Source organism: Sphingomonas phyllosphaerae FA2, assembly GCF_000427645.1.
GTDB lineage: Bacteria > Pseudomonadota > Alphaproteobacteria > Sphingomonadales > Sphingomonadaceae > Sphingomonas > Sphingomonas phyllosphaerae.
The window spans coordinates 128,205-152,837 of the sequence record NZ_KE386571.1 but is presented as its reverse complement, the minus strand read 5'-3'; the positions used below and the strand labels follow the sequence as shown (position 1 = coordinate 152,837).

The 24,633-nt window shown below is 67.7% G+C and carries 17 protein-coding genes and 1 tRNA gene; 11 read left to right on the top strand and 7 right to left on the bottom strand.

Going from position 1 to position 24,633, the window contains the following annotated elements:
- Nucleotides 1–68: 68 nt before the first annotated feature.
- Nucleotides 69–1,931: a M61 family metallopeptidase gene (locus tag SPHPH_RS0101080; protein WP_162143907.1), complete on the bottom strand. Its 1,863-nt coding sequence runs from the start codon at nucleotides 1,929–1,931 to the stop codon at nucleotides 69–71.
- 171 nt (nucleotides 1,932–2,102) lie between these two features.
- On the opposite strand from SPHPH_RS0101080, the gene SPHPH_RS0101075 reads away from it, so the two are divergent.
- The 7 genes from SPHPH_RS0101075 to SPHPH_RS0101045 all read left to right on the top strand — a co-directional run bounded on the left by SPHPH_RS0101075 (nucleotide 2,103) and on the right by SPHPH_RS0101045 (nucleotide 5,919).
- Nucleotides 2,103–3,110, top strand: coding sequence for an SDR family oxidoreductase (locus tag SPHPH_RS0101075; RefSeq protein WP_028965032.1), 1,008 nt, complete (start codon nucleotides 2,103–2,105; stop codon nucleotides 3,108–3,110).
- A gap of 77 nt (nucleotides 3,111–3,187) precedes the next feature.
- Entirely contained in the window at nucleotides 3,188–3,562 is a 375-nt protein-coding gene (locus tag SPHPH_RS0101070) for a response regulator (RefSeq protein WP_028965031.1), read from the top strand.
- 309 nt (nucleotides 3,563–3,871) lie between these two features.
- Nucleotides 3,872–4,117 (top strand): translation initiation factor IF-1, encoded by a 246-nt coding sequence (gene infA / locus SPHPH_RS0101065; RefSeq protein ID WP_022685627.1) that lies wholly within the window; start codon nucleotides 3,872–3,874, stop codon nucleotides 4,115–4,117.
- 34 nt (nucleotides 4,118–4,151) lie between these two features.
- On the top strand, nucleotides 4,152–4,724 hold the full coding sequence (locus SPHPH_RS0101060) for a Maf family protein (RefSeq protein ID WP_028965030.1): 573 nt from the start codon (nucleotides 4,152–4,154) through the stop codon (nucleotides 4,722–4,724).
- The gene (locus SPHPH_RS0101055) at nucleotides 4,717–5,643 is read left to right on the top strand and encodes an Rne/Rng family ribonuclease (protein WP_028965029.1); all 927 of its coding nucleotides are present in this window, start codon (nucleotides 4,717–4,719) and stop codon (nucleotides 5,641–5,643) included. Before SPHPH_RS0101060 ends, SPHPH_RS0101055 begins: the two co-directional genes overlap by 8 nt.
- Nucleotides 5,640–5,813 (top strand): DNA gyrase inhibitor YacG, encoded by a 174-nt coding sequence (locus SPHPH_RS20635; RefSeq protein WP_081668428.1) that lies wholly within the window; start codon nucleotides 5,640–5,642, stop codon nucleotides 5,811–5,813. Before SPHPH_RS0101055 ends, SPHPH_RS20635 begins: the two co-directional genes overlap by 4 nt.
- A 30-nt stretch (nucleotides 5,814–5,843) precedes the next feature.
- Nucleotides 5,844–5,919, top strand: a tRNA-Phe gene (locus SPHPH_RS0101045).
- Between the two features lie 93 nt (nucleotides 5,920–6,012).
- Here the strand turns inward: SPHPH_RS0101045 and SPHPH_RS0101040 are convergent.
- A complete protein-coding gene (locus tag SPHPH_RS0101040) occupies nucleotides 6,013–7,686 on the bottom strand; it encodes a GH39 family glycosyl hydrolase (RefSeq protein ID WP_028965028.1) in 1,674 nt (557 codons plus the stop codon).
- Nucleotides 7,687–7,688: 2 nt separating this feature from the next.
- Between SPHPH_RS0101040 and SPHPH_RS18545 the strand changes: the two genes are divergently transcribed.
- From SPHPH_RS18545 to SPHPH_RS0101030, 3 genes are all read left to right on the top strand, one after another.
- Nucleotides 7,689–7,937 (top strand): hypothetical protein, encoded by a 249-nt coding sequence (locus SPHPH_RS18545; RefSeq protein ID WP_037487835.1) that lies wholly within the window; start codon nucleotides 7,689–7,691, stop codon nucleotides 7,935–7,937.
- Nucleotides 7,910–9,175 (top strand): PQQ-dependent sugar dehydrogenase, encoded by a 1,266-nt coding sequence (locus SPHPH_RS18540; protein WP_238302797.1) that lies wholly within the window; start codon nucleotides 7,910–7,912, stop codon nucleotides 9,173–9,175. The genes SPHPH_RS18545 and SPHPH_RS18540 overlap by 28 nt, the downstream gene beginning before the upstream one ends.
- Before the next feature lie 85 nt (nucleotides 9,176–9,260).
- Entirely contained in the window at nucleotides 9,261–11,726 is a 2,466-nt protein-coding gene (locus SPHPH_RS0101030; protein WP_238302795.1) for a TonB-dependent receptor domain-containing protein, read from the top strand.
- 111 nt (nucleotides 11,727–11,837) lie between these two features.
- Here the strand turns inward: SPHPH_RS0101030 and SPHPH_RS18535 are convergent, their stop codons facing one another.
- On the bottom strand, nucleotides 11,838–14,984 hold the full coding sequence (locus SPHPH_RS18535) for an alpha-L-rhamnosidase (RefSeq protein WP_037487832.1): 3,147 nt from the start codon (nucleotides 14,982–14,984) through the stop codon (nucleotides 11,838–11,840).
- Nucleotides 14,985–15,148: 164 nt separating this feature from the next.
- Nucleotides 15,149–15,961 (bottom strand): IclR family transcriptional regulator, encoded by an 813-nt coding sequence (locus SPHPH_RS0101020; protein WP_028965026.1) that lies wholly within the window; start codon nucleotides 15,959–15,961, stop codon nucleotides 15,149–15,151.
- A 304-nt stretch (nucleotides 15,962–16,265) separates the two neighbouring features.
- Here SPHPH_RS0101020 and SPHPH_RS18530 point away from each other — a divergent pair, with 304 nt between their 5' ends.
- Nucleotides 16,266–17,954 carry a hypothetical protein gene (locus tag SPHPH_RS18530; RefSeq protein WP_051272765.1) on the top strand — a complete coding sequence of 563 codons (1,689 nt, stop codon included), beginning with the start codon at nucleotides 16,266–16,268 and terminating at the stop codon, nucleotides 17,952–17,954.
- Nucleotides 17,955–17,958: 4 nt separating this feature from the next.
- Here the strand turns inward: SPHPH_RS18530 and SPHPH_RS18525 are convergent, their stop codons facing one another.
- The 3 genes from SPHPH_RS18525 to SPHPH_RS20315 form a co-directional block, all read right to left on the bottom strand.
- Entirely contained in the window at nucleotides 17,959–20,157 is a 2,199-nt protein-coding gene (locus SPHPH_RS18525) for a GH92 family glycosyl hydrolase (protein WP_081668423.1), read from the bottom strand.
- Between the two features lie 95 nt (nucleotides 20,158–20,252).
- Complete coding sequence (locus SPHPH_RS0101005) at nucleotides 20,253–23,249, bottom strand: TonB-dependent receptor (protein WP_028965025.1); 2,997 nt, start codon at nucleotides 23,247–23,249, stop codon at nucleotides 20,253–20,255.
- A gap of 253 nt (nucleotides 23,250–23,502) precedes the next feature.
- Nucleotides 23,503–24,450: an AraC family transcriptional regulator gene (locus tag SPHPH_RS20315; RefSeq protein ID WP_051272764.1), complete on the bottom strand. Its 948-nt coding sequence runs from the start codon at nucleotides 24,448–24,450 to the stop codon at nucleotides 23,503–23,505.
- Nucleotides 24,451–24,633: the final 183 nt, after the last annotated feature.

Here is a 24,633-nt window from a genome sequence, read left to right as displayed (position 1 = left end):
ATGTCTGCCTCGCTCCACCCTGTGTCAATGAGTGACACATGGGTTCTGACCTAGATCGAGTAGGTTAATTATCCGTCAATCCATCCGGCGCGAAAAGCACGCTGCTTGCCGCTCAGTTTGCTGCCGGTCGCCTCGGCCCGCACGATCTCGAGGCGGGGATCGGCAAGCGTGCGGACGCTGCGCTGCTGCTCGACACCCCGTCGCGTGAAGCGGATCGTCACCGTCTGCTCCGGTGTCAGCCGCTCCAGCGTTGACGCCCATCCGCTCGCATCTGAGAGCGCCACACCATCGATCGCGACGATCTGGTCGCCTGCGTCGAGCCCTGCCACGTCGAGCGGCGAGCCGGGCACCGGCGCGGCGGCGAGGACCATTCCGCCTGGAATACCATGCGCTTCGGGTGCGCCGATCCAGCCGTGCCGCGGCGCAGCCGGGCGCAGCACCAAGCCAGCCTGCGCCAGTAGCGGTGCGAAATCGGGCAGGCTGCTGGCGTTCACTGTATTTGCGAAGAAATTATCTGCGAAAGCGGCGTCGCCGGTAACGGTCGCTAGCCCGTGGCGTAGGTCGTCGGGCGTGTACGGCCGCTCGGTGCGGCCGAAAGTTTGCCACATGTACCGCATGACGTCGTCGAGCGAGCGCGCGGGAAAGCGCTGCCGGATCGAAAGATCCAGCGCCAGCGCAACGACTTGGCCATAGGAGTAGTAGGACAGGAACACGTCGGGCGCCACCGGGTCGACCGACGTCGCTGCGTCGGCGAAGGGTGCGCGCAGGCTCATCTCCTGCGGCCCGCCGTTCCGCCGCGCGGGCGAAAATAGCACCGTGTTGAGCGCTCCGGTGGTCGTTTTCGCCCAGGTATCGATGTCCGTCAGCCCGGCGCGGCGCAACATCAGCGGCCCGTAGTAATTGGTGAAGCCTTCGGCGAACCACAGCGACGGCGTGGCATTAGCGCGGGTGAAGTCGAACGGCTCCAGCTCGCGCGGGCGCAACCGCTCGACATTCCAGGCGTGGAAGAATTCGTGCGAGATGGTCGAAAGCTGCACGGCGTTGATGCCGTCGAGCGGGGTCGGCGTCGTCACCACCGTCGAGTTGCGATGCTCCATCCCGTCGCCCGACACCTGAGGCATGTAATCGGCGAGGAAGGTATAGCTGCCGTGATCGAAGCGCGGCCATTCGCCGAACAGCTTGCGGTGCTGCGGGATCAATTGCTTCACCTGCGCCGCCAGCCGGTCGACATCGGCGGGCGAACCGCCGTGATGCACCGCCAGCCGGATCGTGTAGCGCTGCTTGCCCTCCCCGACCGGCCATTCGCGGATGTCCTGCCGCGCGACCTCGATCGGGCTGTCCATCAGATATTGCAGGTCGGGCGCGGAAAAGGTGTTCGGCTGCCCCGCCATCGCTGGCAATTGCGTCGCGATCGTCCAGCCGGCGTCGGGCGACACGATCCGCACGCGCACCGGCGCGGCGTCGAAGCCGGTCGCCCACATCAGCGTCGCGGGCGGATTGAGGTGCGCATGCTGCGTGTCGATCTGCGCGTAGGTGCCATCGCCACGATTGCCGAACAAAGTATAGCTGACCACCACCGTCCCGTCGTGCCCGGCGACGCTCCAGCCATAGGGATCGCGGCGCGTCAGCGGCAAAGGTCGCCCGGCGCCGTCGCGCGCGGTGACCGCGAAGACATTCTTGGCGAATTCATGGAGCGCATAGCGGCCCGGCGACGACCGCGCCATCTGCACGCGCAACGGCCCGGCCGGCACGCCGCGAAACGTCGCGACGATCTGCGCGCGATGATGCGCCGCATCGGGGAAGGACAGGTCGTAACGGACCTCGCGCGCCGATTGCGCGACCGCCGGCGTCGCCAGCAACAGCCCGCCTGCCATCATCATCATTGCCGTCCGCACGTCCGCCTCCTCCGCCGCCCGCCGTCCCTTGAGCACGCGCGGCGCGCCTCGGCAATCACCCTTGCCACACACGAATCTTCAACGGGGATGAACCGATGGCGACACGGCGGGTTACGAAGACAAGGTTCGCACAATATTGGAACGACATACGATGCCCGATCCGCGCCCCGCGCCGCCGCGTCCGACGCCCGCGACAGGAGGCAGGCTATGACCCCGACGCTCAAGCCCCTGACCGATCAGGTCATCGTCATCACCGGCGCCAGTTCCGGGATCGGGCTTGTCACCGCCCGTTTGGCCGCAAAGCGCGGCGCACGCGTCGTGCTGGTTTCGCGCGATGGCGATGCGCTGGTGCGGATCGTACGCGAGATCACAGAGGCCGGCGGTCACGCCGATTTCGCCACCGCCGATGTCGGGGACCTGCGTGACGTGCAGCGTGCGGCGACGAAGGCGGTCGAGCGGTTCGGTCGCATCGATACGTGGGTCAACGACGCCGGCGTCGCGATCTATGGCAAATTGCTCGACACGCCGATGGGCGAGCATGAGCAGCTGCTGCGCACCAATTATTTCGGCACGGTCCACGGCTGCCTCACCGCGGTCGAGCACCTGCAACGCGCCGGCGGCGCGCTGATTACGATCGGTTCGATCGTTTCCGACATCCCCAGCCCCGGCATGGGCGCCTACGCCGCCAGCAAGCACGCGGTGAAGGGCTATATCGATTCGCTGCGGATCGAGATCAATGCCGATCGCCTTCCGATCTCGGTAACGCTCATCAAGCCGTCGGGGATCGACACGCCGATCGCCGAGCACGCCGCCAACCATCTGGACGGCGCGGCGCTGCTCCCGCCGCCGGTCTATGATCCCGAGTTGGTCGCCGAGGCGATCCTCGATGCCGCGCAGCATCGCCGCCGCGATGTGACGGTAGGGGGAACCGGACGGCTGGAGGTGCTGACCGCACAGCATTTCCCGGGGCTGCTCGATCGGCTCGGCGGCACGCTGCTGCCGTGGTTGCGCGACCCGAAACGCACGCCGAGCCGCCACGACAATCTCGCCGCGCCGGTCGCCAATGGCGATGAGCGTTCGCAGGACCAGCACGGTCGTCGCCTCAGCGTCTATGAGACCGCCGGCCGTCATCCGCTCGCCACCGCCACCGCCGCCGGGGCGGCGATGGGGCTGGCCGCGCTGGCCTTTCTGGGTCAGCGCCGCGTTGACCGATAGGCGGAGAGCAGGAATGTCTATGCGATCGCCAACAGGGGTCAGATAATTTTGTCCGACGAACGATGCGATGAAATGACATGAGCGCCGGGTCGCCCACCACGGTACTGATCGTCGAGGACGAGTTGTTCGTGCGCATGATCGGCGCCGATGCGCTGGAGGAAGCAGGTTATGCGGTGATCGAGGCCGCGAGCGCCGACGAGGCGCTGGCGGTGCTGGAGGAGGCGGACAATGTCGAGGTGCTGTTCACCGACATCAGGATGCCGGGCTCGATGGACGGACTGAAGCTGGCCGAAATCGTCCACGATCGCTGGCCGAACATCCGCATCCTGCTCACATCGGGCGATACGCGCCCGTCGCGTAACGACATTCCCGACGACGGGCGCTTCCTCGCCAAACCTTATCGTTTCGAAAGCCTGTCGCGCGAGCTGACGACGCTGCTCGACAGCCGTTAACGGCCCGGCGTCCGTCGCCCCGGACTTGGCTCGGGGCGCGGCGTCTTTCGTTCGACGAAGAAGAAGAAGAAGCGCGGTCGCGGATCAAGTCCGGGATGACGGACCGGTTGGGGGCAGGATTTTCGCGCCTCTTTGCGAACAACCCATTCTCGTGACACCCTCCAGCGCACCACCACCCTTGCGCGCCCGCCCCCCGCCACCTATGTCTCCGGCAACGCGGGCGTCCTTGTGGCGCCCCGCTTTGCGCGCCTTTCCTTTTTTCGTCTTCTCGGCTAAGGCCGCGCGCATTCAACGCGAAAGAGATCCCGTTTGGCGAAAGAAGAACTCCTCGAGATGCGCGGGCAGGTGGTGGAGCTGCTCCCCAATGCGATGTTCCGCGTCCGGCTCGAGAACGATCACGAAATCCTCGGTCACACCGCCGGCAAGATGCGCAAGAACCGCATCCGCGTGCTGGTCGGCGACGAAGTTCTGGTGGAACTGACCCCCTATGATCTGACCAAGGGGCGGATCACGTACCGCTTCATGCCGGGTCGTGGTGGTCCCGGCCCTTCCTGATCCTGTTCCCGCGCCCGCCAGCGGGCGCGTGCTCATGACCCGCCTCGTCCTCGCCTCCTCCTCGCCGCGCCGTCGCGACCTACTTGCGCGGATCGGCGTCGTGCCCGACCGGATCGTTGCGCCCGAGATCGACGAGACGCCGCACCCGCGCGAATTGCCGCGCGCCTATGCGCTGCGTCTCGCGGTCGAGAAGGCGCGAGCAGTCCCGCGTGCGGCGGACGAAGCGGTGCTGGCCGGCGACACCACGATCGCGGTCGGCCGCCGCATCCTGCCCCCCGCCACCGACGAAGCGATCCAGCGCGAGTTGCTGGGGCTGCTCTCCGGGCGGCGTCATCACGCGCTGTCCGCAGTCTGCGCGATTGCGCCCGACGGCACCGAGCGGGTCCGGCTCGCCGACACGATCGTCGCGTTCAAGCCGCTCTCCCCTGCCGAGATCGATGCTTATGTCGCGTGTGGCGAGGGGCTGGGCAAGGCCGGCGGGTATGCGATTCAGGGCCGTGCCGAGGCCTTCGTCCGCTTCCTCCACGGCAGCCATTCGGGCGTGATCGGGCTGCCGCTGTTCGAGACGCGCGCGCTGCTCGCGGCGAGCGGCGTCGCCCTTGGCTGAATGGCTCTATGAGGACGGGATCGGCGAGGCGCGCGCCGCGCTGATCGCCGGCGACCGCATCCTCGCCGCGCGCGTCGAACTGCCCGACACGTTGCGCGTCGGCACCGTCGCCCGCGCGCGCCTGACCGAAAAACTGGTTGCGACGCTTGATGATGGGCAGGAGGTGATGCTCGACCGCGCACCACCTGGCGTGACGCTCGGTGCTGCGATCACGATCGAGGTGATCCGCGAGGCGATCCCCGAACCCGGCCGCGCCAAGCGCCCGCGCGCGCGCGTCACCGATGCCGTGCCCGTCCCCGGCCCCGACCTGCTCGCGCGGATCACCGCCACGCCCTATCCGGTGCGTACGCTTCGCGCGCATCAGCCCGACGCGCTCGAAGCCGCGGGCTGGTCGGAGGTGATCGAGGAAGCGCAGACCGGCGAGATCGCCTTCGCGGGCGGCGCGCTACGCATGACGCCGACCCCGGCGATGACGCTGTTCGACGTCGATGGCGACGGCCCGCTCGACCAGCTCGCGGTGCGCGCCGCCACCGCGGTCGCGCTCGCGATCCGTCGCCTCGCAATCGGCGGGTCGATCGGCATCGACTTTCCGAGCATCGCAGGCAAGGCGCTCCGTCAGGACGTCGCCGCCGCGCTCGACGTCGCGCTGCCGCCGCCGTTCGAGCGCACCGCGGTCAACGGCTTCGGCTTCCTCCAGATCGTTCGCCCGCGCCCGCGCGCCTCGCTGCCCGAGCGCGTTCGCGACGATCCAGTCGGTGCCGCCGCGCGCGCCGCGCTGCGCCAGCTCGAACGCGTGCCCGCCAGTGCCCCCAACGCGATCCGCCTTCCCGCGGCGGTGCGCGCGCGGCTCGAGTCGCGCCCCGACTGGATCGAGCAACTGGTGCGCCGCACCGGCCGCACCCCCATATTCGACGGATGAGCATGTCCCGCTGCCCGATCTGCACCGCCCCGGCGGTGCCCGCCCACGCGCCCTTCTGCAGCCGCGGCTGCAAGGATCGCGACCTGCTGCAATGGCTGGGCGAGGGTTACCGGCTGCCCGGCGAAACAATCGACACGGAATCGCTGGACAGCCGCTCCGACACCGATTAGGGGACGCGCCTCGCCGCTGAAAAGCGGTGCGCCCAAGTAGCTCAGTTGGTAGAGCATGCGACTGAAAATCGCAGTGTCGGTGGTTCGAATCCGCCCTTGGGCACCATCCCTTCTTTCATGATGCGCCGTCAGCGGCATTGCCCCGCGCGGCGGGTGCGGCGCTGACCCGCTCGAATGGCCGGCGCCTCGACGGTCGCGCCTAGCGGCGATCCAGTACCACGAGCGCGACGCCCTGACGTGGCAAGGTGAAGGTGGCCGTCGTTTCCTTGTTGCCGGCTGCCACGGTCACTTGCTGCGGCACCATCACCGACGCCTTTTGCAGCTGCAGATATTGCGCATCGTTCGGCGCGATCGGCGCGCCCATTTTCTTCCATGCGGCGAAGGCATTGGCGTTTTCGCCATCGACGCGCCACAGCGTCGCGCGCGTGCCGCCGCGCACCCCGCGTACCGCCAGCGTCACCGCCGCCTCCGCGCCCGGCACGTCGTCGTCGTGATAATGCCAGACCAGCACCGCCACCTTCCCGTCGGCGGTGCGCGTCGCGATCGTCCCGACATCCGCCGCCCCGCGCACGCCCTCGGCGATCATCATCTCGAGCGAGATCTGGGCGTCGCTCGTCGCCGCCAGCCGCTCGGTGCCCAGCTTCGCGAACAATCGGAATACGTTGAGCACCGGCAGGTCGACGCCGTTGCTCGCGAGCTGGCGATAGCCCGCGAACCACGGCTGGTCCTCGAACTCGAACGCCCAGGTCAGCACGCCGTCCAGGTTCACCTTCCGCCGCGCCGCAAGCTCCCAGATCCGGGCGAAGCTGGCCGCGGTATAGCTCGAATACATTGTGCCGTTGCGATAGGCGTTCTCCGGTCCCGGACAGGCCGCGCAGCCCTCGGGATCGCTTTCGCCGATCACCACCGGCTTGCTCGCCAGCGCCGGGATCGACAGCGCCTTGGTGAAGCCGCGGTCGACCTCGCGCAATTGCGTCGCGATCCCCATGCGGACGTGGCCGTCGACGAAGGTCGGGCTGCCCTTGGCGTGAAAGGCCAGAAAGTCGGCCGGCGTCCCGACCTGCCCGGTGGCGTAGTTCCGTTCGCTGCTGACGTGCTTCAGGAACCCGTCCATGAACCTGCCGCCCGCGCCGGCGGAATCGGGCCCGCCGACCCGCGCGGTCGGCAGCGCGCGGCGCACCCCGTCGACTGCATAATCATGCAATTTGTAGAAGTCGTCGGGTGACGCGGTCCAGTAATAGCCGTTCGCTTCGTTCCAGACTTCGAAATACCAGCGCTCGACCTCCGCGCGGCCGTACCGCTCGACGTTATGCCGGGTCCATTGGAAGATCAGCTCGCGCCATTTGTCGTAGTCCTTCGGCGGATAGGCCCAGCCCGACATGATGCGCTTGTAATCGAACCCCGGCCGCCAATCGTGGCGATACGGCGTGCCCTTCGGCGCCGACGACAGCGCCTCGGGCATGAACCCGAGTTGCAGGTACGGCCGGATGCCGCGCGCCAGATAGGTGTCGAGGATCCGGTCGACGTTCGTCCAATTGTAGACCGGTTTGCCGTCCGGGGTTTCGTTGTAGATGTCGGTGCTGCCCCATTTGAACGCGGCGGTGCCGTCGCCGGTGTTGAGCAGGTTGTGCGTGCGGAAATAGACGTCGCCGCGCTTCAGCTTGCCGAGTTCGACCAGCAACTTCGTGCCGTCCTTCATCGTCGCGTAATTCGGCTCGTCCGCGCCGAAGAACCGCCAGACCGGCGGCAGCGTCCCGTCAGTGCGAGAGGCATCGACCGTCACGCGCACCGGTCTCGCCGCTTGTGCGGCCGCGACTGACGGCACGATCGCGGCAAGCAGCAACGGGGTCAGGAAGCGGGAAAGCCGGCGCATCGGTGATCCTCTCTGGCATCGTCTTGGCCGGGTCCGGCGGCGATGCCGGACGCGACGATCGATGGGTAGAGCACCCGCCGCCGCTCTGCCACGCTCTTCTCGCGCCGGATCTGCGGGATGCCGGCGATCCGTCCATGACCATCTTGCGCCAGATCACCGAAACAATGCTGGCAGGCCGGCCGGTCGTTCGCCAGAACATGCTTCTCTTTCAGGAAGGTATCCCGTGGTTCGACTATTCCCGACGGCGATGATCGTGATGCTGGCCGGATGCGGTTCGCCGCAGGACGCGAAGCAGTCCGCCCCGGCACCAGCACCCACCGCCGATCCGGTCAATTACGGCGCATCGACCCCGGCGAAGGTGAAGCCGTTCAAGGCCAGCCCCGTCGCGACCTTCGACAGCCCCTGGGCGCTCGCCTTCCTGCCTGACCGGCGGCTGCTGGTGACCGAAAAGCCCGGCCGACTCTGGCTGGTGACCGCCACGGGCGCGAAGACGCAGGTCGGCGGCGTGCCGAGCGTCCATTTCGAGGGCCAGGGCGGGTTGCTGTTCGTCGCCGCCTCGCCGACCTTCGCGCAGAACAACCAGGTCTATCTCACCTATTCCGAACCCGGCGAGGGTGGTGACGGACTAGCGCTGGCCCGCGCGACGCTCGACACCAGTGGCGCGCAGCCCGCGCTCAAGAACCTCGAGGTGATCTGGCGCCAGCTGCCGCGTGGCAAGGGCGGGCAGTTCGGCGGCTACATCGCCTTCTCGCCCGACGGGCGCTACCTGTTCCTGACCTCGGGTGAGCGGCAGCGCTTCACCCCCGCGCAGGACCCCGATCAGGCGCTGGGCAAGATCCTGCGGCTGACGCTCGACGGCAAGCCCGCACCGGGCAACCCGGGGGCCGGCAAGACCGGCGGCACGACGATCGGCATCATCGACCCGCCCGAGAACACCGGCGCGGCGGCCAAGGCACCGGTCCGCACGGCGACGATGCCCGCGCCGAACCTCACCCCCGCCGAGACGTGGAGCACCGGGCACCGCAATCCCTATGGCCTCGCCTTCGATTCAAAGGGGCAGCTGTGGGAAACCGAGATGGGGCCGCAGGGCGGCGACGAGCTGAACCTGATCGAACCCGGCCGCAATTACGGCTGGCCGCTGGTGTCGTATGGCAAGAATTACGACGACACGCCGATCCCGTCGCACAAGGGCAACACCCGCTTCCAGCAGCCCGCGCTCTACTGGAACCCGATCATCGCGCCCGCCGGCCTGACCTTCTACGACGGCAGCATGTTCCCGCAATGGCGCGGCTCGGCGTTCATCGGCGGGCTCGCCTCGACCGCGCTGATCCGCATCGCCTTCGATGGCAACGTGCCGCGCGAAGCCGAACGCTGGGACATGGGCGCACGCATCCGCGCGGTGATGACCGGCCCGGACGGCGCGTTGTGGCTGCTCGAAGACGGCGACGGCGGACGCCTGCTGCGGCTGACCGCGGATCGCGCCGGCTAAGCAGCTATCGCCCAGGGCAACCGAATCATTAACCTCTATGAGCTAGCGAGCCCCGACCTAATCATTTGAATTGTTCGGGGTTTTCGTGACATCGTTATTTATTGCCGCTGCTATGGCGTCGACCTCGCTGTCGTCGGCCACCGTTTCCGACGCGTCCGTTGATGCCGCAGCAATCAAAGTGAATGCCGACGACACCGTCACCACCGGCGTCGCCAAGGGTCGCGACCGGCTGGACAGCGCCACTTCGACCAGCAACCTCAAGGAAGCCGATCTTGCCAAGCTGGCACCGCGGTCCATCGGCGACCTGCTGCGCGGCATCCCCGGTATCCGTTCCGAAGCCGCCACCGGCGAGGCGCTCGCCAGCGTCTCGATCCGCGGGCTGCCGCTCGCCTCGTCGGGGATCAAGTTCGTCCAGTTGCAGGAAGACGGACTCCCGGTGCTCGAATTCGGCGACATTCAGGGCCTCGGCCCCGACAGCCTGATCCGCGCCGACCTCAACCTGTCGCAGGTCGAGGTGATCCGCGGCGGCTCGGCCTCGACCTTCGCGTCCAACTCGCCCGGCGGGCTGATCAACTTCATTTCTAAGACGGGCGAGACCGAAGGCGGCGCGATCGCGCTGACCGGCGGGCTCGACTATGACCAGTATCGCGCCGACTTCGACATGGGCGGCAAGCTGGGCGACACCGCGCGATTCCACATCGGCGGCTTCTTCCGGCAGGGTGAGGGTCCGCGCCGCACCGGCTACGATGCGCAGCGCGGCGGGCAGGTAAAGCTCAACGTCACCAAGACCTTCGCCGGCGGCTATGTCCGCCTGTACGGCAAGTACCTCGACGATCGCTCGCCCTTCTACGACACCGTCCCGGTGCAGGCGACCGGCGACAATGCGTCGCCGAAGGTCCGCGAGATCGCCAATTTCGACGCCAACCGCGACATGCTGCTGTCGCGCTACATCCGCAGCAACCTCGTGCTCGACGGCAACAACAATCCCGTCGTCCATGATCTCGCCGAAGGCGTCACCACAAAGGTGAAGTCGGTCGGCCTGGAGAGCCAGATCGATCTGGCGGGCTGGACCGTCACCGAACGCTTCCGCTTCTCCGACGTTTCGGGCGCCTTCGTCACGCCGTTCACCTCCGCTTATCTGCCCGCGACGCAGGGCGCGGCATTGCTCGGCGGCGCGGGCGCGCGGCTGACGTATGCCAACGGCCCGTCCGCCGGTCAGGCGATCGCCGATCCAGCCAGCCTCAACGGCAACGGCCTGCTCGCCGCACTCAACATCCTCGACCTGCGCATCAAGTCGATGGACAATGTCACCAACGACATTCGTGCCAGCCGCGTCTGGACGATCGGCGACGGCGACCTGACCACCACCGCCGGCTTCTACGCCGCGCGCCAGTCGATCGCGCGCGACGCGCTCTGGTCGACGCTGATCTCAGACGTGCGTGGTGACGGGCGCGCCGCGCTGGTCGACGTGGCGACCGCGGGCGATCGCGCGCTGACGCAGAACGGCGTCTATGCGTACAACCTTGCGCTGGCCGGGGGCACGCGCCGCCGCAGCGTCGATCTCGATTATGCGGTCAACGCGCCCTTCGCCTCGGCGAACTATCACATCGGCCGCGTCGCAATCGGCGCGAGCGTTCGCTACGACTTCGGCACCGCACGCGGTCAGGTGTTCGGCTCCGATCTCGGCGGCGGCCGCGTCGGCACCGTCGCGCGCGACATCGACGGCGATGGCGTGATCTCGTCGCCGGAAACGCGCGTCGGCGTCACCCCGCTGACCACCCCCGCCCCGCTCGACTACAGCTATCATTATCTGTCCTATTCGAGCGGCATCAACTTCCGCATCGCCGAGCCGTTGGCGGTGTTCGCGCGTTACAGCCGCGGCGCGCGCGCCAACGCCGATCGCATCCTGTTCAGCCCGATCGTCAACACCACCGACGGCAGCCTGGCCACGAAGAGCGCGGCGTTCGATCCGGTCAAACAGGCCGAGGTCGGCGTCAAATACCGTCAGGCCGGGCTGACGTTGAACCTGACCGGTTTCTGGGCGAAGGCACAGGACACCAACGTCGACGTCGTCACCAGCCAGATCATCCAGCGCGAGTATCGCGCCACCGGTCTGGAGTTCGAGGGCGGCGTGCGGCGCGGGCCGTTCGCGCTTACCGCGGGGGCGACCTATACCGATGCCGAGATCACCCGCGACGCGGTCAACCCGGCAGTGGTCGGCAATACGCCGCGCCACCAGGCAAAGCTGATCTTCCAGGCGACGCCGCAGATCAGCACCGACCGGTTCAGCATCGGTGCGGTGTTCATCGGCACCACCGGCAGCTATTCGCAGGACACCAACCTGCTGCGCACGCCGGGGTTCGTCACCACCAATGCCTTCGCGCAGTGGCGGCTTGCGGAGCGGCTGATGCTGGGCGTCAATGCGAACAACCTGTTCGACACGCTGGCGATCACCACCTTCGACGAAGCTGCGATCCCGGCATCGGGCATCCTGCGTGCCCGACCGCTCAACGGCCGCACGGTGTCGGCAACGGTCCGCTTCGACTTCTAACCATCACCGCCGCGACCGCATTCCGGCGGTCGCGGTCGGACTCCGGGCCGCCGCCGCACGTCCTCGCGCGTCGGGCCGGAAGCCTAGCCGATCCCGGGCGTTGCCCGCGGGTTAGCCGACCTCGAATTGGTAGGTACCCGCCGGGACGCTCAGGATCGCTTCCTGTGCGGTGCGCTGTTCGATCGTCGCGGGCTTGCCGCCTTCCAGAACACGCACCCCCTGTGCCGCGGGCAGGTGGACGCGGGCCACGCTGCCGACCGGCACCGTCAAATCGAGCGAGAAGCGGTCCTCGTCCTGCCGCCAGCGCGTGCCGATCCGCCCGAGCCGCGAGTCGTACGTCGCGCCCGCCGACGTCATCCGCGCGTCCCGCAGCGGGCGGACGGTGAAGCGCGTGAAGCCCGGCGCGGTCGGTGCGATCCCCCCGATACGCCGGAACATGAAGCCGACCACGGCACCCAGCGCATAATGGTTGAACGAGTTCATCGAGCGGTCGCCCGCGTCGCTGTTCCACCGTTCCCAGGTCGTCGTCGCGCCCTTGGCGATCATATAGCCCCACGACGGATATTCGGTGCGCAGCAACAGATCGTAGACCAGCCCGATCTCGCCGGCGTCCGCCAGCACGTCGAGGCTGTAGGGCGTGCCGAGGAAGCCGGTCGACAGCAACGTGCCGCGCCGTCTGATATCCGCCACCAGACGCTGCACCGCCCCTGACCGCGCGCCCGGCGCGAGCAAATCGAAATGCAGCGCAAGGATGTAGCCGGTCTGCGAGCCGTTGCCGATCGTCCCGTCGGCGCGCACGAACGCGCGTCGGAACGCCGCAGCCAGCTTGCCCGACAGCGCGGCATAGCGCACCGCGTCCTGCGCCCGCCCGCTGGCGCGCGCCATGTCGGCCATCTGGTCCGCCGCGGCCTTCCAGAAAGCGGTGCCGATCAGGTCCTTGGGCGTGGTCGGATCGCCGGGGTTGACCGCGTCGAGCGCCAGCCAGTCGCCATAATCGACGCCGCGCGCCTTCGACCATATCAGATCGGGGTTGCTCGCCTGGATCGAGGCGAGGAACCGCTCCATCGATGCCCAATGCTGCTCGATGATCGCGGTGTCGCCATAGCGCTGCCACACCGTCCACGGCAGCGCGACACCGGCGTCGCCCCAGCCCGGCGACGAACCCGGCTCGGCGAAGTGATCGTGGCGCGCGACCGGCGCGATGTCCGAATAGGCGCCGCTGTCGCGCTGCGCATCGCGCATGTCGCGCATGAAGCGCTGCGTGAACGCTGCGGTATCCATGTTGAAGCTGGCCGCGTCCCAGAAGACGTGCGCGTCGCCGGTCCAGCCCAGCCGCTCGTCGCGCTGCGGGCAATCGGTGGGGATGCCGGTGAAGTTCGACCGCTGGCTCCAGCGGCTGTTGAGCCACAGCCGTTGTGGCACGTAGCTGCCGAGCTGCAGGTCGCTGGTCTCGGTCAGGTCGCTACGGATCGAGACGCCGGTGATCTCCGCGGCGGTGATCGGGCGGCCGAGCCCCTCCACCTGCACGTAGCGGAAGCCGTGATAGGTGAAGCGTGGTTCGTAGCGTTCCGCTTCGCCATCGGTGGCGAACGTATAATGATCGGTGGCATCGGCGGCGCGCAGGTTGCTCTGATCGACGCTGCCGTCGGCGTTCAGCAGTTCCGAATAGCGCAGCCGCACCGTCGTGCCGCGTCGTCCCTTCAGCACGACACGCGTCCAGCCGGTGAAGTTCTGCCCGAAATCCACCACCGACGCGTCGTCGGGCAGCGTCGCGATCGTCTGCGCGGGCAGGCGTTCCTTGCGACGGATCGGCGGCACGGTCGCCGCCACCAGTGCCGCAGTCGCCGGCGCCGCTTCGACCGCGGGCGACCAGCCGGCGCCGGGCGTGAAGCCGGCGCGGCTCCAGCCGTCCAGCGCGCGGCGCGCGTCATAATGTTCGCCGTCGTAGATCGTCGCGCTCGTCACCGGCGATTCCGCCACCATCCAGCCCGGGCCGGTCGCCACCGTCTGCGTGCGTCCGTCCTCGTAGCGGATCTCGAGCTGCCCGAAGAGGCGGAGCGGCGGTTCGCCATAGGAAAAGCGCCCGTCCGGCGAGATATAGCTGCCGTACCAGCCATCGGCGACATGCACGCCCAGCACATTGTCGCCGGGCACCAGCGTGTCGGCAACATCCTCGACACAATAGAGGCAATGTTTGCGATAGTCGGTGAATTCGGGCCGCAGCAGTGCATCGTCGAGCCGCTTGCCGTTGAGTTCCGCCTCGTACATGCCGAGCGCGGTCAGGTAGAGCCGCGCGCTGGCGACGCGGCCATCGACGCGGAAGCCCTTGCGCAGCAGCGTCGCGGCGCGCGCGGGCACCGTCGCCTGTCCATCCGCTGCGGTGGTCGGCACCCAGCCCGCCTCGTCCGCGCCCACCCGGCACTCGAGCCCATCGCCGCCGAAGCGCACCGTGCGCCCGTCGGCAGTCGTCACGCGCAGCAACGCCGCGGCGCGCGCGGGCGCATCGCCCGGCGCGCGCGTCTCGATCGTCAGCGCATGGGCACCCGCGGTGACCGGCACGACCGCGCTGCGCGGACCGGGCGATCCCCAGCCGCCGCGTTTCGGCGCGATGATCTCGTTCCCGTCGACGCGCACGGTGCAATTGCCGCTGCACGCGATCAGCGCGGTCAGCTCACCATCGCTGAGGGCATCGAAGCGCAGCCGAAACATCTGGCGCTCACCCCGCTTCGCCACCGGTGCGGCCCGCCAGCCCAGCCCGGCCTCGCGATCGGCGCGTTGCAGCGGCGTTTCCGCGGACAGCCAAGACGCCGACCAGTCGGTCGCGGCCAGTAGCCCCATTTCCCAGAACGAAACCGCTGAGGTCGCCGCCGTCCCACGCTCGTCCCAGGCGGTCACCCGCCACCAGACGCGCTGGCGTGACGTGAGCGGCGCACCGCCATAAGCGACGTCGAAACACCGCTCGCCCGCGATCCGCCCGCTGTCCCACAGGTCGAACCGTCCCGCCTCCGCGCCCGCCCGCGTCGAGGCGACCCCGACCTGCCACGCCGCCTGCCGCGCCCCGCGCCGGCTGGAGCGAAGCTGCCACGACAGCCGCGGCTGCGTGTCGTGCAGACCCATCGGCTCGCGCAAGCCGCCGACCAGCAGTCCGTCGACGCCCCACGCCGGAACCGCGGGCGTCGCGGCGAGCGCACCGTCGCGCATCGGCAAAAGGGCGAGGCCGGCGCCGGCCCCCAGCAAAACGGAACGTCGCCTCGGCATCAAACCATCTCCCCGCGCCCACCGGGCGGCCCCCGCCCCGCTCACCGTCGGCCGGCTCCTCGTCCGCCCGATCCAGCTCGCAGCACGTTACCGACACCGCCCGGCTTATCTCATGACCGGGGCAACCTTAGTCATCATCTGGAGAAAGGTCCACATCCTGAAGATCATCTTTTCGGCCGCTTGCCGCCCGCCCCCCGATGTCCGATCGCGGCACTGATCTGCTCGGCCGCAGCCAGCACGTCGCGGCTCAACGCATCCATCCGCGCATCTTCCATGTAATGCGCCGCGCCCGAGACGCTGATCGCGGCGACGATCCGGTCGTGCACGTCGCGGATCGGCGCCGCCACGCAGCGGATACGATCCTCATTCTCCTCGAGATCGAACGCGCGACCGTGCTGCCTGTAATCGGCCATCCGCTTTTTCCACGTCGCCCAGGTCCGACGTGCGTCGGCCTGTTCGGCAGCGAGCCGCTCCTCCCAATAGGATGGGTCGTGGTCCAGCATCAGCGCCTTGCCGAGCCCGGTGGAGGTCAGCGGGTGGCGATCCCCGACCCGGCTGGAGACCACGACGCGACGCCGCCCCGGCACCTTGTCGAGGTACAGCGCCTGATCGGCATCGAGCACACCAAGGTGCACGGTATCCTCCGTCAGCGCCGCCAGATCCTCGATGATCGGTCGCGCCGCCTGCACCAAGTCTACCTGATCGCGCGCCGCCGAGCCCAACGCCAGCAGCTTCGGCCCCAGCCGGTATCCCGCGCGCGGCGTCGCGGCGAGATATCCGCGATCGACCAGCGCCGAGGCAAGCCGGTAGGTGGTGCTCTTGTTCAGGCCGACACGCTCGGCCAGGTCGCCGACCGTCAATTGCTCGTCAACCAGCGCCTCCAGCACATCGAGCCCGCGCATCAACGTCTGGCTCCCCGCCCCGACGATGGCGGACGGGGCCGACTCCTCTCCAGATGGCTCACGTCGGTTGGGCATGGGGGCCTTTTCTATGGGCGTGCGGGGACACTCGAGCTGCTATCGAGGTGGCGCATCCTTCGGCACGGAGCAATAGCCAGTCAAGCCCACCACCGGCCCGCGCAGGACAGGTCGAATTCAGGATTCTGACCGGTGTTGGCATCGCACCTGCAGATCGTATACGTATTTCATCAAATGAGTGATGAGGGAACGGACCGTGGGGATAGTGCAGCGTATCAGCCGGGTGGCCGCCTTGCATGCTGCGGCAGCGGCTCTCGCAGCCGTAACCTCCGCCAATGCCCAGAATGCGGCGCGGACACCGCCGATGGGCTGGAACCCCTATAACGTCTTCGACCTGAATTACGGCGAGGCCGAGGCGATGGCGCAGGCCGATCTGCTCGTCTCGTCCGGGCTGGCAAAGCTCGGCTACGATCACGTCAACATCGACGACGGGTGGTGGCTTCGTCGTGAGGCGGACACGATCCGCGTGCGGACCACCATCTATCCGTCTGCCGCGCTTCCGGACGGCACCACCAGCCTGCGCCCGTTCGTCGATCGGCTGCATGCGATGGGGCTGAAGGCGGGCATCTATACCGACATCGGGCTGAACACCTGTTCGCAGCGCTGGCGGCCAGGCACTCCCAATCTGCCCGCCGGCACGGTGCAGCAACGCGAAGTCGGCACCTACGGCCACCATGCGCAGGACGCCGCCTTGCTGTTCACGAAATGGGGGTTCGATTTCATCAAGGTCGATGCGTGCGGTGTGGCGGATTATGCCCCTGACGTCGGCGAGGTGACGGACGGCACGTTCCGCGCCTTCACCCCGCTGATCGTGCGCGAAAAACCAGCGCAATCGAAAGCGGGCGAATTGGCACGGCAATATGCAGACTTTGCCGAGGAAGTGCGCCGCGTCGCGCCGGGAAGGACGCCGCTGATCTCGATCTGTGCGTGGGGGCAGGCCGACGTCAACGACTGGGCGCAGCGCTATGGGCAGATGTCGCGCACCAGCTTCGACATCTCGCCGTCGTGGGACGCGATGCTCTTCAATTTCGACAGCGCCGCGTCGCGCGCGTTGTTCGCCGGGCCGGGACATTGGAACGACCCGGACATGCTGGAGGTCGGCAACGGCGCGTTCGACGGCAAGCACCTGACGGCAGCGCGCGCGCACATGAGCCTTTGGGCGGTGCTCGCCGCACCGCTGATTCTCGGCAACGATCTGCGCCGCATGACCCCCGAGATCGCGGCGATCGTCGGTAACCGCGCGGTGATCGCCGTCGATCAGGACCCGGCGGGCAATCAGGGTGTGGTCGTGTCCCGCGTCGGCGATGGGCAGATCGTCGCCAAGGCGCTGTCGACGCCGGGACGCAAGGCCGTGGCGCTCATCAATCGTGGCAAGGCGCCGCTGAAGCTCTCGGTCGACCTCGCCGATCTGGGGCTGGCCCCGACCGCGCCGACGCGCATCCACGATCTGTGGACCGACGCGACGACGGCGGCGACGAACGGCCGGATCAGCGTTGCGCTCGCGCCGCAGGAGACCGCGCTGCTGCTGGTCGAGGGTCGCCCGCTTGCCGATGGCATCGATCTGCCCGCCGATCTGCCGGCGCGGTTCGACGTGGCGGACGAAGGCTTCAAGGCGCCCGACCGCACCCCGGCACGCCAGTGGGTGCTCGCGCAGATCGGCTTTCGTCCGTACGGCGCGCCGCTGTTGCTGGACGGCAAGCCCGATCATGCCGGGCTGGGCGTCGCCGCGGGATCACGGGTGCGCATCGACCTTGGCGGGCGGTACGATCGCGTCTCGCTGGATCCGCGGACGCTTGGCGGGACCACGGGGCGCTATGTCATTCGCGTCGGCGGCAGGACGCTGGCCGAGGGGGTCGCATCGCAGAAGGCGCACCAGATGATCCTGCATGTCCGCGACGCACGGCAGTTGGAGCTTGTCGCCCCGCCCGCGGCGGACGGGCTCAAGGAATTCGGCTGGTATCGCATGAGCCTGCATCGCCGACCCGACGCGTGATGCGTCACGCCGGCCCGGGCGCCGCCTGTCCCCACCGGGTCGGCGTGTCCGACAGGATCAGCCGCAGCTCCCCGCCGCCGGTGATGTCGCGCTGCCGGATGAACGGCGTGTCGAGCGGGCGACCATTCAGCGTGGCGGAGGCGATGTAGATGCGCCCCGGTCGCCAATTATCGGCGACGATGGTGAAGCGCTTGCCGTTCGCCGCCGCGATCGTGCCGCGCGGCTGGTGCGGAGCGTGGAGGTAATAGAGGTTGGTGGTCAGCTTCGGGAACAAGCCGAGACGATTGAAAACATAGTGCGAACTCATCGCGCCATTGTCCTCGTCACCCGGATAGGCATCCGGGGTGAAGCGGCGGAAGATGCGGTCCGCCCAGTAACTCGACAGGTCGGGACGACCGACCTCGCTGAACAGCCACGGCGTCGCGAAGCTGGGTTCGTTGGTGATGTCGATCAGGCCCGCGTCGAGTGCGTGGCGCAGGCGTTCGGTGAACAAGGCGCGGCCGCCCATCACGTCGATCATGCCCGGCACGTCGTGGAGCATCGCATAGGAATAGACCCATGCCGTCCCCTCGTAAAAGCCGACATTCTCGTACTTTTTGCCGTCCCAGCCGATCTTGGGGTCGAGCGGCTGGAAGCGGCCGTCGGGGTAGCGCGGGATGATGAAACCGCGGTAGCCGTCGCTGGTCGCCTCAGGATTCCAAACGTTGCGCCAGCCAAGCGCGCGCTGGCGGAGCATCGCCGCCTTGCCGCTGTCACCAATCGCTTCAGCCAAACGCGCGGCATAATAATCGTTTAGCGCGAAGGCCGGCGTCGACGAGCCGGAGCGGGCACGCTGGTTGTCGGGCTCGGGGCTCGCGTCGCCGACCGCGAACCAGCCCTGTTCGCGGTAGCGGGAGCTTCGTTCTTTCAGGGCGTTATGCAGCGCGGCGGGAGCGGCACTGCGCCAGTCGATGCCGGGCACGCCGCGGATCAGCGCCTCGCCCAGCACATTGTCGACCTCGTCCCCGCCCTGCCCGACATGGTAATTTCGCCCTGCAATGAAGGCGGTATGCGCCGCGCCGAAGCGCCGGTAGGTGCGCACGATCGAAGCGACATTGTCGCGGTAGACGCCGGGGCGGAGCAGCGACATCAGCGGGAAGCCGGTGCGATACGTGTCCCACAGCGTGTAATAATCGTCCCAATACGGGGTCTTGCAGTCGGCGAGCGGTTGGTCGCGGGTGCGGTCGCGCGGTTGTACGGCGCTGTGATAGAGCGCGGTGTAGAAGCGGCGCTTGTCGGCATCGGGGACGCCGTCGATCATGGCGCGCGCCAGTTCGCGGTTCCAGGCCGCCTGCGTGCCACGACGGACGGCCTCGAAGTTCCAGCCGTGGATATCTTCGTCGAGCAATTCGGCGGCGCGGGACGCGCTGCTGAACGAAATTGCCACCTTCAACTGGACCGGCGTCGCGGCTTTGGCGTCGAACTGCCACCAGCCGGCGAGTTGGGTGTCGCCCGGTGCACTTGCCTGCGTCGCACCGTCGCGATCGGCCGCGCCGACATGGACACCCCAGCGGGTCGGCGTGCGATCGAGCTGTGCGACGAACCAGATATCGACCTCGGCCGGGTTCCAGTAATTGCGCGTCCGCACCCGGCCGGTGATCCGACCGCGCGCCGGGTCGATCGTCACGTCGGAGCCCGCGCTCGCCAGCTCGCCGCGGATCTTGCGGGTGATGTCGAAGACCATCGTCGCCGGCTGTCCGGCGGGGTAGCTGAAGCGGTAGATCGCGGCATAGGGCGCGGGGGTCACCTCGGCGCGGATGCCATAGCGGGTCAGCGTCACCGCATAGGCGTCGGCGGCGACGCGCTCGTCAGCCTTGGGCGAGAGATGGCGCGCCTCGTCGAAGACCGGTGCGCCCGTCTGCGGCGAGATCAGGAAGGTGCCGTAGGTGGTGCGCCCGCCCGAGCCTTGCGTGTGGAGTTGCGCGAAGCCGCTGAGCGGGGCGTCGCGATCGTAGCCGGCGTTGCTGCCGACCAGGGTCTGCGGGCTGGGATGGATCGAGCCGGCGGGGCGCGTCGGGCCGGGGACCGTGTCGCCCTGATCGTCGTTGCCGTTGCCGACGCGCGGGTCGACGTAGCGGAACAGCCCCGGCGCATCGCCCGACACCGCCATCGACGAGGTTGCCGCGAGCAGGAGGCCGAGAGCGACGCCGGTGCTGGTCTTCATGCGCGTTCCTTATGTCGTCGGTTGGCCGGTCCGTAGCAAAAAAGGGCGGCGCTTCCACGAACCGGAAGCGCCGCAGTCGCCCTCAGGGAAGGGACCTAGAAAGTGGCACGCGCGGTGACGGTAAAGGTGCGGCCGTCATAATCGGCGCGACGGATCAGCCGCGGATCGTTCTCATATTCGATGCGGATCGCGTTGGTCAGGTTGTAGGCGTCGAACGACAGCGACACGGTGTCGCTGAGGTTCGCCGACGCCGACAGATCGAGCTGCCCGCGTGCCTTCACCTGCCGCGCCGCGCCGGTGAAGGTACCGGCCGAGGCGAGATCGTATTTGCTGCGGATGTTGTAGACGAGGCGAATGCCGCCGGCATCGGTTTCGTAATAGCCGATGACATTGGCGTTATGCTTCGACACACCCGGCAGCGTCGCGTCGGCGCCGGTCGCGGTCTTGCCGCTGATCCCGGTGAAGGCATAGTTGAAGCCGCCGCCCAGATGGCGCAGCGCGCCGGGCAGGAAATCGAGCGACTGCTGGAGGTTGAACTCCAGACCGCGCACCGTGACCGGATTGTCCTGATTGACGAAGCCCGCGGCGGTGACGAGGAACGGCGTCGGCACCGCGCCGCCGGTGTAGATCTGGTCGCTTTCGCAGCGATCGCCGTTGACGCGCAAATTGCCGAGGCCCAGCGCCGCGCCGTCGGCGGGGCACAGGCGGGTCGGATCGGTGATCTGCGCGATCAGCCCGGTAATCCGCTTCTGGAAAGCCGCGACCGAGATGATGCCGTTCGGGCGGTTGTACCATTCGAGCGAGGCATCGAACGACGTCGCTTCATACGGCTTCAGATCGGGGTTGCCGAGCGTCAGCGAATAGACGCCGTTGATCGGATTGCCGACGATCGTCGAGGGCGTGAATTGGCGCGGCTGCGGACGCACATAGGTGCGATAGGCGGCACCGCGCAGCAACAGCTTCTCGGTCAGGTCGGCGACGACGATGAACGACGGCAGCAGCTTGCCGTAGCTCTGCTTGTAGGTGTTCGTGCGGAAATCGGCGGGCGAGCCGATCGTGCCGGTCAGCGAGATGCGATCGAGCGCATCTATGGTATTGCGCGCATATTCGTAGCGCAGGCCGCCGTTGCCGCGGATGCGGATGCCGCCGATGTCGAAGGCATATTTCGCCTGCGCATAGCCCGAGGCGATGTCGGTCTGGTTGGTGAAATTATACAGCGCGTAATTGTTGTCGTTGTAGCGGATGTTGAACCCCGCCGGCGACAGCGCGCCGCCCGGATAGAGCGTGACGGGCAGCAACTTCGACAGCGCGTAATCGAAGCGCGTCGCCTGCCAGTTGGTGCTGTACGTCCCCAGCTTGCCCCCGAAGAAATCACCGGCGACCGGCGCGGTCTGCACGAACGAGCCGTCGATATTCTGCGTCTGGAGCCCGAAGCCCGAGGTGCGGTAGCCCTGCGAGATGAACTTGTTGTGTTCGAAACGGAAGCCGGTCTGGATGCCGCTGATGACGCTGTCCTGGAACGTCCGCTCGACGTCCCACTGGTACGCTAGCAGCTGGTTCTCGGCATAGCTTTGCGTGCCGGTCAACTGGAAGCGGTTGGTGCGCGCCGAGGTGGTCGAGGAGTTATAATATTGGGTCGGATCGGACAGGCCGCCCCAGATCCACGTCGGCACCGCGCTGGTGATCAGCGGCTGCGGCGCGAGCGCATAATACATGTCGCCGACATCGCCCGCGCCGGTGCGCAGCGTGCCGCTGCCGCCATTGCCGGACGACGTCTGGAGCCGGTCGAAGTCGATCGAGGTTTCTTCCGAGCGGTTGTTCGCGCGCGAAGCGGTCAGGATGGTCGACAGCCGCCAGGAATCGTCGCTCCATTCCGCCTTGCCGTTGATCCCCCAGCTGCTCTGGCGGATGCCGAGCCGGCGGGTCGAGGCGCGCGCATCGGGGTTGGTGAAGTCGTAATCGGTGACGACATAGCGGCCGTCGTCCAGCTTCACCGGCGCGGAGGTCGGCGTCAGGAAGCTGGCGTCGTTCTGGCTGATGATCGAGATGTACTGCATCGTCTTGGGCAGACGACGATCGGTGTAGAAACCGGTCAGGCTGACGCGGGTGCGATCGTCGGGCTTCCATTCCGCGCCTGCCGCCCCGGTGTAGAGGTCACCGGGGTTGAGCCGCGAATATTGGCGCAACTGCGAGTTGTAGAGCACGCCGCTGGTCGAGGTCGCGCCGGTGCACGATGGGCAGGCGGCCGATTTCGCATAATAGCTGCCAAGCGTGCTGGCATTGGCCTGCGCCTGTGCGGCGGAGAAGCTGGAATAGCTGTTGAACTGCACCGTATCGCGGCGGAAGTTCTCTTTCTTGTACGCCAGCACCGCGAACACGCCGAAGCTGTCGGAGAACAGGTGATTGTAGCCGACGGTGGCGGCGGGGGCGAACTTGTCGCCAAGCTGGTTGTATTCCAGCGCCGCCTTGGTGAAGCCGCCTTCCTTGCGGCTGAGCGCGGGCGCGATCTGAAGATCGACGTTGCCTGACAATCCGCCTGACTGCGCATTGGCGAGCGGCGATTTGTCGATTACAATCGCGCTGAAGATATCGGCGTTGAACGCGCCGAGCGGCGCGGCTTCGGTCAGGATCGGTTCGGCGAAGGCGACGCCGTTGAGCGTCAGCCGCGCATATTCGCCGGGCAGGCCGCGCAGGTTGATCGTCGCGTTGCGCCCCTCGGCCTCGCGGTTGATCTGGACGCCGGGGACGCGCTGCAACGCTTCACCGACGTTCAGGTCCGGGAAGCGGCCGAGGCCGTCCGACGAAATGCCGTCGGTGATCGCGATGTCGTTGCGCTTCGACCGGATCGCATCGGCGTAGCTCTGGCGGAAGCCAGTGACGACGATATCGCCCTCCGGCTGCGGGATCGCCTCCGGCTGCGACTGCGGATCGGCGGCGGTGGTCTGATCGGGGTTGGCGGGGGTCGCCACGGTCGGGGTCGGCGGGTTGGCCGCGGGTTCGGCCTGCTGCGCGAAAGCCGGGGTGCCGGCCAGCATCGTGGCGGCGAGTAGCATGGCACCGAACGACCGATGCTGACGTGCAGCGAACCTCATTGAATTCCCCTCCCTTTTCGGGGCTCGCGCCCCCTGTATCCGGTCGACCTCGCGGCTGATGCGCGATTTGATTGGCCTGCCTGTTTGGTAAGGCCAATCTACGGATGGAGCAGTTTATATGTCAACTTGAATTATTAATTCGTTTTGGCACAAGGCGATGGTCTCCGACACGCCGCAGGCGCGAGCGATCGTGCCGGTTAAGCCGATCCTCGATGCGCACCCCGTGGTTGCGGAACGCTTGTCGGCACGTCGCTTACAGCAGATCCCCCGGCGCATGGCCGAAGTGCGCACGGAAGTTGCGGTAGAAGGATGACAGGCTGTCGAAGCCGCAGGCGAACGCGACGTCGGCAATCGTCCCTGCCGGCCGCTGTCGCAGCAACGCCTGTGCTGCGTTCAACCGCGCCTCCAGCAGCACCCGCGCACAGCTTTTGCCCGTCCGCTCGAACAAGCGCTGGAGCGCGCGTTCCGACAATCCCTGCGCTTGGGCGATCGATCGCGGGGTCAGCCGCGGATCGGCGCAATGCTTGTCGATGTAGCGGACGATCTCGCGCAGCCGCAGGTCGCCGAGCGACGCCTGCGCCACCTCGCCGGCATCCGCCGACAGCCCGCGATCGAGCGCGATCAGCGTCGCCACATGCCGCATCAGCGAACAGGCGTCATCCGGCGACACCATGTCGAGCGCGGCGGGCAGATGCGCGAGATAGTCGCTCGCCAGCCGGCCAAGCGGCGTGGTGTGGCGGATGATCCCCACCGGATCGCTGTCGGGACGCGCCAGCAAGTCGCGGAGCAGCCCGGCGGGGAACACCCATTGATCGAAATCCACGAACGGGCTGCCGCTGGCCGACACCGCCACCCCGCAATCGCCGTAGACGATGTCGCCGGGGCGCACCTCGATCTCGCGTCCGTTCAGCGCGATCCGCCCGGACGTCCGGCGGTAGCGGATCGCCCACAGGCAATCGGGTGCGCCGCGCGCGATCTCCGCCGCGCCGCGCACGCCCGATGCCGCCTGCCCCAGATTGCGCACCATCCCCACGCCTCCGGCGAAACCGTGCACTTCGACATGGGCGATGAACCCGCCGTCGCGGTCCAGCCCGTCGCGCTCCAGACGGATCGGGATCGCCCCCTGCATCAGCATGTCACGCATGACGTCGAAGCGCGCCGGCCGCGGAACAGCAAGCGTTGACCAGCGATCGATCAGCATCGTCTGCCCTCCACCCGACCTGTATCAAATCGGGGCATAGTGTAAAATAGCACTTCCTTACTGTCGGTCGGTGAGACGTTGCTGGCGGAAATCGGGACGACGGCGCGCATCGCCGCTGCGACAACGTGTCGTCCCGAACGGCGGGTGGGCGTGCCCACGACGTAACTGCGTACGTCGCCGGGA